This window comes from Vibrio sp. 10N.247.311.12 (genome assembly GCF_041467515.1).
GTDB classification, from domain to species: domain Bacteria; phylum Pseudomonadota; class Gammaproteobacteria; order Enterobacterales; family Vibrionaceae; genus Vibrio; species Vibrio crassostreae_C.
Window position 1 is genome coordinate 31,906 of record NZ_JBFSUV010000012.1, and the last position, 13,875, is coordinate 45,780.

At 46.5% G+C, this 13,875-nt stretch carries 6 protein-coding genes; 4 read left to right on the forward strand and 2 right to left on the reverse strand.

Annotation, left to right across the window (positions count from 1 at the left end):
* Positions 1 to 76: 76 nt before the first annotated feature.
* The 4 genes from mukF to fdhF all read left to right on the forward strand — a co-directional run bounded on the left by mukF (position 77) and on the right by fdhF (position 11,254).
* A complete protein-coding gene (gene mukF, locus AB6E30_RS07415) occupies positions 77 to 1,414 on the forward strand; it encodes a chromosome partition protein MukF (protein ID WP_017055049.1) in 1,338 nt (445 codons plus the stop codon).
* Entirely contained in the window at positions 1,395 to 2,201 is an 807-nt protein-coding gene (gene mukE / locus AB6E30_RS07420; RefSeq protein ID WP_017067527.1) for a chromosome partition protein MukE, read from the forward strand. Before mukF ends, mukE begins: the two co-directional genes overlap by 20 nt.
* Positions 2,198 to 6,658, forward strand: coding sequence for a chromosome partition protein MukB (gene mukB, locus AB6E30_RS07425; protein WP_372103118.1), 4,461 nt, complete (start codon positions 2,198 to 2,200; stop codon positions 6,656 to 6,658). The genes mukE and mukB overlap by 4 nt, the downstream gene beginning before the upstream one ends.
* Before the next feature lie 366 nt (positions 6,659 to 7,024).
* Positions 7,025 to 11,254 carry a formate dehydrogenase subunit alpha gene (gene fdhF, locus AB6E30_RS07430; protein WP_372103121.1) on the forward strand — a complete coding sequence of 1,410 codons (4,230 nt, stop codon included), beginning with the start codon at positions 7,025 to 7,027 and terminating at the stop codon, positions 11,252 to 11,254.
* 124 nt (positions 11,255 to 11,378) lie between these two features.
* Here the strand turns inward: fdhF and AB6E30_RS07435 are convergent, their stop codons facing one another.
* On the reverse strand, positions 11,379 to 12,359 hold the full coding sequence (locus AB6E30_RS07435; protein WP_029235672.1) for an alpha-L-glutamate ligase-like protein: 981 nt from the start codon (positions 12,357 to 12,359) through the stop codon (positions 11,379 to 11,381).
* A gap of 3 nt (positions 12,360 to 12,362) precedes the next feature.
* Positions 12,363 to 13,868 (reverse strand): inactive transglutaminase family protein, encoded by a 1,506-nt coding sequence (locus AB6E30_RS07440; RefSeq protein ID WP_372103122.1) that lies wholly within the window; start codon positions 13,866 to 13,868, stop codon positions 12,363 to 12,365.
* Between the last annotated feature and the right edge of the window lie 7 nt (positions 13,869 to 13,875).

A 13,875-nucleotide genomic window follows, 5' to 3' on the forward strand; every position in this document is an offset into this window, starting at 1 on the left:
AGAAGCCCGCGTCATAAAGAAATAGGCGTCATATCTAATACATTCGATATGACGAAGAACAGTAACAGGAACCACAATGAGTGAAATGACTCAAACTGCCGAAGAGCAGCCAATTGATGAGTTGGTGGGCTGGGTCAAGCAGCATGATTTTTCATTAAACTTGCCACCAGAGCGCTTAGCATTTTTGATTGCTATCGCAGTACTAAGCAATGAAAGGTTCGATGAAGAGTTGGGCGAGGGTGAACTGCACGATGCATTTACCATCGTCACTCGACTGTTTGAAGATACTGGCGAAGCGTCCGCGTTTCGTGCCAACAATGCCATCAACGAGTTAGTTAAACAGAAGTTGATTAGCCGCTTTACCAGCGAAATCACCGATGGTGCGAGTATTTATCGCTTATCACCATTGGCGATTGGTATTTCAGATTATTACTTACGCCACCGTCAGTTCTCTAAGTTAAAACTGTCTATCCAGCTTTCTATGGTTGCGGACGAGATGGCAAAAGCCATTGAAGCAGCACAAAAAGGCGGAACTCCAGGACATTGGAGAAAGAATGTTTACGGCGTGCTCAAGTATTCTGTTGGTGAAATTTTCGATCAGATTGATCTTAACCAGCGTGTTATGGATGAGCAGCAGCAAACCGTTAAACAGCAAATTGCCGACCTTTTAAACAAGGATTGGCGAGAGGCGATTAACAACTGTGAAACCTTGCTTTCAGAAACCTCGTCCACACTAAAAGAATTGCAAGACACCTTGCAAGCGGCGGGGGATGAACTGCAAACACAGATCCTCGATATTCAAGAAATTGTTTACGGTGACGATGAACTCGAGTTCGTTGGCGAAACCCTGTTCGGCTTGCAGATGAAGCTAGACCGAATCACCAGTTGGGGCCAACAAGCCATCGATTTATGGATCGGCTACGACCGCCATGTTCACAAGTTCATCCGTACCGCGATTGATATGGATAAAAACCGCGCCTTTAGCCAGCGCTTGCGTCAGTCAGTCACTGACTACTTTGATGCGCCTTGGTTATTGACCTACGCCGATGCTGAGAAGCTGACGGATCTTCGTGATGAAGCGCTCGTGCTTCGTGATGACGAAGTGATGGGACAAGCACCAATCGACGTAGAGTACGAAGAATTTGAGCAAGTAAATGACCTGCTTTCAGATCGAATTGCAGAGATGTTAAAAGCTCACAAACAGCAAGGCGCGCCAATTGATCTTGGCCTTGTGTTACGCGATTACCTCGCTGCACACCCTCGCACACACCATTTTGATTTAGCCAGAATTGTTGTCGACCAAGCCGTGCGCTTAGGTTACTCAGAGTCTGACTATCAGGCTATTCAGCCAGATTGGCAGGCAATTAACGATTTCGGTGCAAAGGTACAAGCAAATGTCATTAACAAGTACTGATGATTACATGCCAGAGAAACTGGTAAAAGCGATAGCGAACCCACTGTTCCCTGCGCTAGATAGCATGCTGCGTTCAGGTAAGCATGTTTCAACAGAAGACCTAGATAACCACGCGTTGCTGTCTGATTTTGAAGTTGAGCTTCAGCATTTCTATCAACGCTACAATACGGAATTGGTAAAAGCGCCGGAAGGTTTCTATTACCTGCGTCCGCGTTCTACGTCTCTGATTGGTCGTAGTGTGTTGTCTGAGCTCGACATGTTGGTTGGAAAGGTGTTGTGTTTCTTATACCTAAGCCCAGAACGTCTTGCTCATGAAGGTATCTTCACCAACCAAGAACTGTTTGATGAGTTGATGTCGTTAGCGGATGAGAAAAAACTCATGAAGCTAGCAACCAACCGTGCGTCTGGTTCTGACCTAGATAAAGAAAAGCTGTTCGAAAAAGTACGTACTTCTCTACGTCGCTTACGCCGTATCGGTATGTTGATTGCGATTGGTGAAACCGGCAAGTTCCGTATCAGCGAAGCGGTATTCCGTTTTGGCGCTGACGTTCGTGTTGGCGATGATATGAAAGAAGCGCAGTTACGTCTTATCCGTGATGGTGAAGCTGTGGTGCATACCCAAGAGCCTAACCAAGGTAGCTTGTTGAATGAAGAACAAGCGGAAGCCACATCAGAAGTAGATGCAGACGTAGACGAAAACGGTCAACAAGACATTTTTAACGATCAAGCTGACTTTGACCTTGAGTCAAATGCTGGCGAACAAACAAAAGTAGAAGGTGAAGCATGATTGAAAGAGGTAAGTATCAATCATTAACCATGGTCAACTGGAACGGCTTCTTTGCGCGTACTTTTGATATTGATGGATTGGTTACAACGCTTTCTGGCGGTAACGGTGCAGGTAAGTCGACCACAATGGCGGCATTCATCACAGCACTTATCCCTGATCAAAGCCTTCTGCATTTCCGTAACACAACGGAAGCGGGTAGCTCACAGTCATCTCGTGATAAAGGCCTTTACGGTAAGCTTCAGCCAGGCGCATGTTATGCAGCGCTAGATGTTGTTAACTCTCGTAATCAACGCCTGTTGTTTGCAGTTAAGCTGCAGCAAGTTGCGGGTCGTGACAAGAAAGTAGACATCAAGCCGTTCGTTATCCAAGGCCTTCCAAGCCACGTGAAACCAACGGATGTATTGATTCAGAACGTTTCAGACAGCCATGCGCGTGTATGTCAGTTGAACGATGTGAAAGCTGCGGTAGCGCAATACGAAGGCGCTCACTTTAAAGCCTTCTCTTCGATTGTTGATTACCACTCACAGATGTTTGAGTACGGTGTAGTACCGAAGAAACTACGTAACAGCAGCGACCGTTCTAAGTTCTACCGTCTGATTGAAGCATCACTTTACGGTGGTATCTCAAGTGCGATTACACGCTCTCTGCGTGACTACCTTCTGCCGCAAAATGGTGGTGTGAAGAAAGCGTTCCAAGACATGGAATCAGCACTACGCGAAAACCGTATGACGCTAGAAGCGATCAAAACGACTCAGTCGGATCGTGATTTGTTCAAGCACTTGATCACTGAATCTACGAACTACGTGGCTGCGGACTACATGCGCCATGCAAACGATCGTCGTAACAAGTTAGATCAAACCATGAAGTTCCGTGGTGAGCTGTTTGGTTCTCGTGAAACCTTGCTTGATCAAAACAACTTGTTGAACCGCGTTCAAGAAGAACTAGAGTTACTTGTCGATCAAGAATCAGCACTAGAGCAAGATTACCAAGCGGCTTCGGATCATCTGCAATTAGTTCAAACTGCACTTCGTCAGCAAGAGAAAATTGCCCGCTACAGCGAAGATCTAGAAGAGCTTAACGAGCGTCTAGAAGAGCAAATGATGGTGGTTGAAGAAGCTCAAGAGCGAGTACTTCTTGCCGAAGAGCTGGCAACCATTACTGAAGAAGAAGTGGATAGCCTGAAAACTCAGCTTGCTGACTACCAACAAGCGTTGGATGTTCAGCAGACTCGTGCGCTTCAATACCAACAAGCGGTTCAAGCATTAGAGAAAACTAAGCAGCTACTTGGTGATGAGTCTATTACTGCAGAAAGCGCATTAACTCTGGTTTCTGAGCTAAAAGCACAAGAAGAATCAAGCACTCAAACGCTACTGTCGACTAAACATAAGCTAGACATGTCTTCTGCTGCCTCTGCACAGTTCGACAAAGCGCTCGCTCTTGTTAAAAGCATCGTTGGTGACGTTGAGCGTAAAGAAGCGTCTAACAGTGCTAAGCAAGCGTTAGAAAAAGGCCGTAACGCAAAACACGTTGTTGAAAACGAACAACAGTGGCGTGCTCAGCACCGCGACATGGCTCGTGATGTGGCGCAGCAGCGTCAAGCAAAAGAGCTTGCGACTGAATACCAAAAGCAACACAACATCTCACTGACTGACGAAGCGGTTTTCGATGAAGAACGTGAACGCCATGCAATGCAGATCGAGTCTCTTGAGTACGCTCAAGAAGAGCTGCGTGAAGCGAAGAGTGAGCAACGTCGTGTGCAACAAAACCACGACCAAGAGATTCAAAAACTTGAGTCTATTGCTCCAGCGTGGATCACAGCGAACGACGCACTTGAAGCCCTAAGAGATCAAACAGATGCTGAGCTAGAAGATAGCCAAGCAGTAATGACTCAAATGCAGCAAGTGCTTGAAGACGAAAAGTCTCAAGCGGTAGCGAAAGATCAATTGGCGACGCGTCGTTCTGAACTTGAGCAAGAGATTGAACGCTTAGCTTCTCCGGGTGGCTCTAACGATCCTCGTTTGAAAGGTTTAGCGGATACGCTTGGTGGCGTTCTGCTTTCTGAAATATATGACGACATTACCATTGGTGATGCACCGTATTTCAGTGCGATGTACGGCCCAGCTCGTCACGCAATTGTGGTTTCTGATCTTGATGGTATTAAAGAGAAGCTGGTGGATCTTGATGATTGTCCAGAAGACCTTTACATCCTAGAAGGCGATGTCGACGCGTTTGATGACAGTTCATTTAATGCCGATGAGCTTGAAGGCGCAGTATGTGTTCAGCTGAACGATCGCCAAATGCGTTACTCACGTTTCCCTGAGATCCCACTGTTTGGCCGTGCGGCTCGTGAACAACGTCTAGAGAAATTGCGCGAAGAGCGTGACGTTGTTGTTGAGAACCACGCGAAAGCCGCGTTTGACTCTCAAAAGCTGAATCGCCTATATCAAGCATTCAACAGCTTTGTTGCGAAGCACCTGCACGTTGCGTTTAACGCAGACCCAGAACAAGCACTTGCTGCGATTCGTGATAAGCGTAATCAAATTGTTCGTTCTCTGGCTGAGCTTAACTCTAAAGAGCAGCAGCAACGCAGTCAGCTTCTACAAAGCAAGCAGGCACTTGGTGCGCTAGATAAATTAGCACCAATGGTTCGTATTTTAGAAGACGAAACATTGGCTGAGCGTTTAGCAGAATTAGAAGCGCAACTAGAGCGTTTAAGTGAAGCGAAATCTTACTTGAATACGCACGGCAAGGCGCTTACTTCTCTAGAACAGTTCGTATCTGCACTAGACGCTGACCCAGAGCAATTCGAAGCTTTGGAAGCAGAGTACCGTCAAGCAGACAACGCGCTACAAACGCTAAAAGGCAAAGTGTTCGCACTGTCTGATCTGATTGAGCGTCGTCATTACTTTGCTTACGCGGATTCTGTTGATTTGCTTAATAAGAGCAGTGAACTGAGCGAGCAACTGAAAGCGAAGTTGGTTCAAGCTGAACAAGCAAGAACCAAAGGCCGCGATGGCTTGAAGCAAGCTCGCGAACAGATGAACCAATACAACCAAGTATTGGCGGCACTGAAGAGCTCACATCAAGCGAAGCAAGAAACGGTTCAAGAGTTCAAACAAGAGCTACAAGAGTTCGGCGTAAACGCTGACGAAGGCGCTGAAGAGCGTGCTGTACGTCGTCGTGACGAGCTTCAAGAGCGTCTGCACACATCTCGCAGCCGTAAGAGTGAATACGAGCGTACGATTACGTCAACTGAACTTGAGATGAAAGCACTGGCTAAGCGTCTTAAGAAAGTTCAAAAAGAGTACACCGAGCTTCGTACTTTCGTTGTTGCAGCGAAAGCGGGTTGGTGTTCAGTACTTCGTTTAGCGCGTGAGAATGATGTTGAACGTCGTCTGCATAAACGTGAACTGGCTTATCTAACGGCAGGCGAGCTTCGCTCTATGTCGGATAAATCACTGGGTGCGCTACGTCTGGCGGTAGCCGACAATGACGACCTGCGTGATTCGCTGCGTTTATCTGAAGACAACGCGCATCCAGAGCGTAAAGTTCTGTTCTACATTGCGGTTTACCAACACCTTCGTGAGCGTATTCGCCAAGATATTATTCACACGGATGATCCGGTTGAAGCAATCGAAGAGATGGAAGTGGAGCTAGCTCGACTAACAGAAGAGTTGACGCAGCGTGAAAATCGCCTGGCAATCAGCTCTGAGTCCGTAGCAAGCATCATCAAGAAAACGATTCAGCGCGAGCAGAACCGTATTCGAATGCTGAACCAAGGTTTGTCTAACATTTACTTTGGTCAGGTTAAAGGCGTACGTCTGAACGTTAAGATTCGTGAAAGCCACGAGATCTTGCTATCAGGGCTAGCAACTCAACAAGAGCAACACAAAGACTTGTTTGAATCAACGCGCTTTACCTTCTCAGAAGCGATGGCGAAGTTGTTCCAACGAGTGAACCCGCATATCGATATGGGTCAACGTTCTCCACAGGTTCTTGGTGAAGAGCTACTGGATTACCGTAACTACCTAGAGCTGAGTGTTGAAGTTAACCGTGGTTCAGATGGTTGGTTACAAGCTGAATCGGGCGCATTGTCTACGGGTGAGGCGATCGGTACGGGTCAGTCAATCCTATTGATGGTTATTCAGAGCTGGGAAGAGGAATCTCGTCGACTTCGCAGTAAAGACATCGTTCCATGTCGTTTGTTGTTCCTTGATGAAGCAGCACGTTTGGATTCTAAGTCGATCTCTACGCTGTTTGAACTGTGTGACCGTTTGGGTATGCAACTTCTGATTGCAGCACCTGAAAACATTAGCCCAGAGAAAGGTACAACCTACAAACTGGTTCGTAAGGTCTTTAAAGATCACGAGCACGTACATGTTGTTGGCCTGCGCGGTTTTGCTCAAAACAAACCGGCATCCCCAGTTCAAGAGCTTATTGAAGAAGCTGAGCAATAACCTTGATAGCCGAGTCATAGCCTTGATAGCCGAGCAATAAGCTTGATAACTGAGTTATAAGCTCGAAAGCGACTCAATGATATTTGTACAAAGCCCCTAATCATTAGGGGCTTTTTTGTACCTTGAATCTAATTTCTTATTCCTTATTTCTACAGCAGAACACCTTCCGCCTAATTCTCTCGTCGATACTGATAGGCCACTCATGCCTTATGGTTATTATCAATGGAACTTGTTTGAGGTCACACGCACAAAACCACAAATAATGTATGGTAATGACATAGATTTAATAATATTAATAATATTGTATTACTTAAATTTTAATTATTGATAACTCGCGTGTGCGAAAGGTAAAGGTAGGACTTAGGTATGATTCAAATCGTGATTGATGGGAAATATCGAATCGTCGAGCAAGGACAAACCGTTCTTGAAGCGGCAAAAACATGTGGTTTGGAAATCCCATCTTTATGTGGTTTGAACAAAACAGCGGATAAAGTGCCGTGTGATTTGTGTGTCGTTGAAGTTGATGGCGTTGGTGTTACTCGCTCTTGTGAGCTTGAAGTGTCTAATGGGTTGAATATTACCACTCAGTCAAAACAGTTAACGAATCATCGACAAGAAGCGTTGAATCGCATTATGACCGATCACTACGCTGACTGTGAGGCGCCATGCCAAACAGCCTGTCCTGCTGGGGTCGACATCCAATCTTACCTGCACCATATTGCTCAAAATGATCACATCAAAGCGATTGAGGTGATCAAAAAGACATTACCAATGCCGCTTTCAATTGGTCGTGTGTGTCCTGCTTTCTGTGAAACCGAATGTCGTCGTAACTTGGTTGATGAATCCATCGCGATTCGCCAACTCAAACGACACGCTGCCGACGCGGATTTAGCGGCTCAAGAGAGCTACATGCCAGCTAAGAAACCGAATAAAGGCAAGAGTATTGCAATTGTCGGTAGTGGCCCCGGTGGGCTTACGGCGGGTTATTACCTATCTAACGAAGGCTATGATGTCAGTGTCTATGAGTCGATGCCGCAAGCGGGTGGTTGGCTGCGTTACGGTATCCCTGAATATCGCTTACCTAAGTCGATTCTAGATAAAGAAATCGAGTTGATGTGTCGCAACGGAATGGTGGTTGAGTGCGGTAAAAAACTCGGTGTTGATTTTACACTGTCTGATTTAAGTAACGATTTTGATGCGGTTTGTTTAGCCGTTGGTGCATCGCAAGCGGTCGAGATGAATTACCCGGGTAGCGAACTCGGAGGTTGTTATTTGGGTGTCGATTATCTGAAAGATTACGTGACCGACCAGCATTACGTCACTGGTAAAAAGGTTGCCGTGATCGGTGGCGGTAATACAGCGATTGACTGTGCTCGAACCGCAGTTCGTGATGGCGCGGATACTACGCTGATTTATCGTCGTACTCGAGATGAGATGCCAGCAGAAGATTACGAAATCGAAGAAGCTGAACATGAGGGTGTGAAGTTCCACTTCTTAACCAACCCTGCAGAAAACATAGCCGATGAAAATGGTCATGTATCAGAAATACGATTAGAACGAATGGCTTTGGGTCCTGCTGATGCTTCAGGCCGCCGCAGCCCTAAACCAACTGGCGAGTTCTTTGTTGAAGCGTTTGATACGGTTATTGCTGCCGTGTCGCAAAAGCCTGATCTGAGCTTTATGGACAATGAAGCGATTGATATTCCTCTTACTCGTTGGAATACCGCAGATGCTGATCCACAAACCATGCATACCGGAACCGGAAATATTTTCAGTATTGGTGATTTCCGACGCGGCCCTGCAACCGCAGTCGAAGCGGTGGGGGATGGGCGTATTGCTGCACAAGCGATCGATCGCTTCTTCCATGGTGATATGGAAAATATTCCGGCTAAACCGTTTAACTCAAGAAAGCACAAACAGCTCAAAGCGGTGGATCCTGAGCAATACAAATCTATACAACGCATGGCGCGAAAGATCATGCCTGAGCTAACGCCCGAACAGCGTGAACAAAGCTTCGATGAAGTAGAAACAGGGTTTGATAATGCCGATGCAATCGCTGAAGCTGCAAGATGTTTAGAGTGTGGCTGCCAAGCTAATACAGATTGCGACCTACGAGACTACTCGACTGAATACAAAGCAACGCAAACCCATCCTGAATACAAAATCGATGTGGCTTCGAATGAGAGTTGGCAGGCGATTCGTGCTGAAGAAGCGAAGGTCGGGTTAACAAGGCAAAAATTTTCGGTCGATGACAGTTCTGAGTTCATTATCTTTGACGCCAACCGCTGTATTAGTTGTGGCCAGTGTATTCAAGCATGTCGAGAACAGAATGTTCATGGCGTTCTAAGCTTCATGAATCAATCGGATGGCAAGCCTGCATCAAGACCTGAATGTCGCCCTAACTTTGGGGCAGATAAGACCTTAATGGGCGACTCAAACTGCGTTCAATGTGGATCGTGTATTCAGGTGTGTCCAACCGGTGCAATGGTGGATGCTCGCGACAGAAAGCAGGGAGACACAGACGTACTCAAGAAAGTCGATACCATCTGCACCTATTGCGGTGTCGGCTGCAAGCTAACCATGCATATCGATGAGCAGAAAAACAAAATCCGCTATATCGAGGGCGGTGATTCTCCGGTCAACGAGGGCATGCTGTGTGTTAAGGGACGTTTCGGTTTCGACTTCGTCGGCAGTGATGCCCGCCTTACAACACCGTTAATTCGTAAAGATGGCTGGTTACAACCAGCGAGTTGGGAAGAAGCCATTACGCTTATTGCCGAGAAGTTTACTGCGATTAAGCAAGGCTTTGGCAGTAACGCTTTAGCGGGGTTCTCGTCGGCGAAAACCACCAATGAAGACAACTATGCCTTCCAAAAATTCATACGTCGTGAACTCGGTACCAATAACGTCGATCACTGTGCGCGCCTTTGTCACGCATCTACTGTTACTGGTTTAGAGGCTTCGCTAGGTAGCGGGGCGATGACCAATGATATTCCAAGCATCAAGCACTCAGATGTGATCTTTATTATTGGCTCCGACACCACGTCAGCACACCCAATTATTGGCTCACATATCAAGCAAGCTGTGAGACATGGTGGAGCGAGATTGATCGTTGCCGATCCAAAACGAATCGATATTGCTGACCATGCTGAACTTTATTTAGCGCACCGACCGGGTACTGATGTAATGTTGATCAATGGTGTGATGCAGCAAATCATCAAACACGGTTGGTACGACCAAGAGTATATCGAAGACCGTGTGGATGGCTTTGATACCTTGCTTCAAGAGGTAATGTCACCAAGTTATTCACTAGACAAAGTGGAGCTGGTAACTGGCGTTAAAGCGGAAGACATCTTCGCAATGGCGCGATTGATTGGTACTGCAGAGCGTACAGCGGTGTACTACTCGATGGGCATTACGCAACATACCACTGGTCACGATAACGTTCGATCAATCGCTAACCTACAGCTCTTGTGTGGCAATATCGGAATTGAAGGCGGCGGTATCAACCCATTACGTGGTCAATCCAATGTTCAGGGTGCGTGTGACATGGGCGCATTGCCAAATAACCTTCCGGGTTATCAGAAAGTGTACAACCCAATGGTTCGTCAAAAATTCGCGATGGAGTGGGGTGTTTCTGACCTACCGGCTGAAACAGGCTTAACGTTGACCGAAATTATTGATGGAGCGTGTCATCGAGATGTTCGTGGTCTGTACGTAATGGGCGAGAACCCAGTGCTGAGTGACCCGAACCAAGCGCATGTGATTGAAGGTCTTGAAGCGTTAGATTTCCTCGTGGTTCAAGATATTTTCTTAACCGAAACCGCTCAATATGCCGATGTGGTGCTACCGTCTTGCTCGTTTGCTGAGAAGTCTGGTCATTTTACTAATACCGAGCGTCGTGTTCAGCGTATTAACCCGGCGGTATTGCCTCCAGGTGAAGCGAAAGAAGATTGGGTGATTATCCAAATGTTGGCTAATGCGATGGGCGGCAATTGGGAATATGACTCGGTTGCTGATATCACCAATGAGATAGCGCGTGTCACGCCACAGTATGGTGGTTTACGTTGGGAGAACATTACGGTGAACGGCGTGCAATGGCCAAGTAATAAGAACAACCCTGATGGCACACGTATCATGCACCAGACCCAATTTACGCGTGGGCGTGGTCAAATGGAGGCGATTCCGTTTAGATACGCTGCTGAGCTACCGGATGCGGAATACCCGTTAGTATTAACGACAGGCCGTATTCTAGAACAGTTCCACACCGGAACCATGACACGTAAAACAAAAGGGTTGGATAACTTAGCAGGGCCGCGTGCCATGGTGAGTGTTCATGATGCTGAAGCGCTAGGTATCTCGAATGGTCAGATGCTTAAGGTCTCAACACGTCGTGGTGAAATCGAAATCGCGGCCTTTGTGACTAAACGAATGCAAAAGGGTGTGGTATTTATTCCATTCCATTTTGTTGAATCACCAGTTAACCGTTTGACTACCACAGCGACTGATCCACACGCGAAGATCCCTGAATTTAAGGTGGCGGCTGTGCGTATTGATCCTATTCGTGAGCCTGAGTGTGAAGTAACAGAGGCTTAATCATATTAGCTCGGTGAAGACGGCTGGCATTAAAAAGCCGCGTAACTCTCAGAGTTATGCGGCCTTTTTATCGAGCTAGATTCAGTATCAATAACTGAGTCGTTTCGCTTTAATTTAGATGAGCTTAGTTTTGAACAATTTCGCTACCGTGAACACCAAATTGCTTAGCAGCGTAGGCAACGCGCTCTGCTGGTTTTGGGTATTCAGCCGGTGTGCCCAGGTTTTCAATATGATGCAAGCGAGGTAATAAACCTGCGCCGTTTGCAATCTGTATTGCTAATCCAGGGCGAGCGTTTAGCTCCAGTACCATCGGGCCTTCTTCTTGGTCTAAAACCATGTCCGTACCCATGTAACCAAGGCCTGTCATTTCCCAAGCACTTGATGCAAGTGTCAGCAGCTTTTCCCAATGGGGTACTTGTAGTAGCGCCAACTCTTTACCCGTATCTGGGTGGTGAGTCACTGGGTGGTCAAATTGAACCGCACGAACGGCTTTACCCGTAGCGATACAAATACCTACGCCCACAGCACCTTGGTGCAAGTTAGCTTTACCATCAGAAGCCGAAGTCGATAGACGCATCATCGCCATTACAGGGTAGCCCTTGAATACAATGATTCGTACATCTGGTACACCCTCGTAACTGAAGCCGTCAAAACACTCGTCAAACTTGATGAGGTTTTCAACTACAGCAACATCGTTCTTACCACCGAGTGAGAAAAGACCCGCGAGAGCGTTACTGATGTGGCGCTCTACGTCTTCTTCATTGATAGTCGAACCCGATGGCTTGGTGTAAACGCCGTCCTTGTGAGAAGTCACAACAAGGATACCTTTACCACCACTGCCTTGAGCTGGCTTGATTACGAAACCCGGCCACTCTTTTACCATCTTGTGGATTGTTTTTACTTCAGCTTGATGACCAATCACGCCAATCAGTTTTGGTACAGTAGCACCAGCCTGTTCAGCAATGATCTTCGTCTTAAGCTTGTCATCAACGAGTGGATACTTGGAACGATCATTGTAGCGACCAATATAACTATGGTTACGCTTGTTCATTCCCATTATGCCTTTGTCTTTCAACCTAAACGGTGAAGTAAACTGATCAAACATAACTTAGTCCTCCGCTAGCGGTTTAAAGCGACGAAGCTCGGTTAGACGGTATCCTGTGTAGTTACCTAGTAGCAAGATGGTCGCTAGAATAACAAGTTGTAAACCAATAAAGTTAAACGTTAAGTGCTGAATGAACGGGTTAGTCATGCCTAAGTAAACAAGAACCGCAGTGAATAGAGAACCACCACCTTGCAGCATTACTTCTTTCGCGCCTTCTTCTTCCCATAGGATAGACATACGTTCGATAGTCCAAGATAGGATAATCATTGGGAAGAACGTAATGGATAGACCTTCAGTCAGACCCACTTTAAACGCGACCACAGTGAATACAGAAATAATCATGATTACCGTGATGATTACGGCGGATATCCTGGCGACCAGCAGTAAGTTGAGCTTGGATAAGTAACTTCGAATAATAAGACCTGTACCTACGATAAGTAGGAAGCCGACAATACCCGTTACCAATTGTGTTTGTACAAAGGCTACCGCAATCAGTACAGGCATGAACGTACCAGACGTTTTCAGACCGATGATGACACGTAGGAACACAACAATCAGAGCACCGATAGGAATCAGCATGATGGTTTTAAACATCGCTTGCTCTTCTAGCGGCAGACTATGAATGGAAAGGTTTAACAGTTGATCCGCAGAGACTTTACTGTTGGTTGCTTCAGTGGGAGTCACCTCCTGAGCAATCATCGAGAAGTGAACTTTACTGTTCTGACCGCCAACCACGTCTAATAGAGATACATTTGATTCATCCCAAATTAGCAGGTTTGGCTGAACTTGCTGTTCGCTTGATTCAGGAGAGAATAAAACCCATTGGTCGTTATCCCAGATCTGGTTCATTTGCTGGATAGATTGACGACGACGTCCATCTTCTAGCTCGATAACACCAACCACTTTATTGTGAATGTTTGCTGATGAAAGTAGCTTGTGTGTCGCTTCCACTTTAGTCATGTTATTCAGAATAAGCGCTGAGTTTTGGCTGTCTGGATCGTTAAGTGTTTTGATGAGCTCACGGGTAAAAGTGAGGTTGTCTGCAGAACGCTTTGTCGCTCTATCAATCAATGCAAAAGAAGCGGCTTCTTCAGGGCCGTCGAAGCTTGGCTGTGCGACTTCACCTTCTGGCGGTATAGCATCAACTTTTGCTTGGTTGTCGACTAGGAATTGTGTTTTGTAGTAGATAGTTTGAGGGCCATCTGCGTATCGAATAGACCACTCTGCGCGGCGACCTGATTCGGTATTCAAGTAAGAGATACCATAACCTGGCGATGAAGCCGATTCGCCGATAAGTGTGTAGTTAGACTGAGTATGAGGAGCCGCTAAGGAAACTTTTGCTTCTTTGCCTACTGCGTTGAACTCGATGCGAGCTTCAACGTCCCAAACCTGTCTGGTTTCCCCTGGAGTCCAAGGTACACCGTAGGTCGTATGTCTGAACATACTCAGTGTTATACCTGCCACAATAAGCAGGAATATAGAGATATAAAATGGAATTCTTGACGTCATAGCTTAC

Excerpts from the sequence above, each read along its gene's own strand:
- mukF (WP_017055049.1), top strand. The coding sequence starts at position 77 with ATGAGTGAAATGACTCAAACTGCCGAAGAGCAGCCAATTGATGAGTTG.
- mukE (WP_017067527.1), top strand. The coding sequence starts at position 1,395 with ATGTCATTAACAAGTACTGATGATTACATGCCAGAGAAACTGGTAAAA.
- mukB (WP_372103118.1), top strand. The coding sequence starts at position 2,198 with ATGATTGAAAGAGGTAAGTATCAATCATTAACCATGGTCAACTGGAAC.
- fdhF (WP_372103121.1), top strand. The coding sequence starts at position 7,025 with ATGATTCAAATCGTGATTGATGGGAAATATCGAATCGTCGAGCAAGGA.
- AB6E30_RS07435 (WP_029235672.1), bottom strand. The coding sequence starts at position 12,359 with ATGTTTGATCAGTTTACTTCACCGTTTAGGTTGAAAGACAAAGGCATA.
- AB6E30_RS07440 (WP_372103122.1), bottom strand. The coding sequence starts at position 13,868 with ATGACGTCAAGAATTCCATTTTATATCTCTATATTCCTGCTTATTGTG.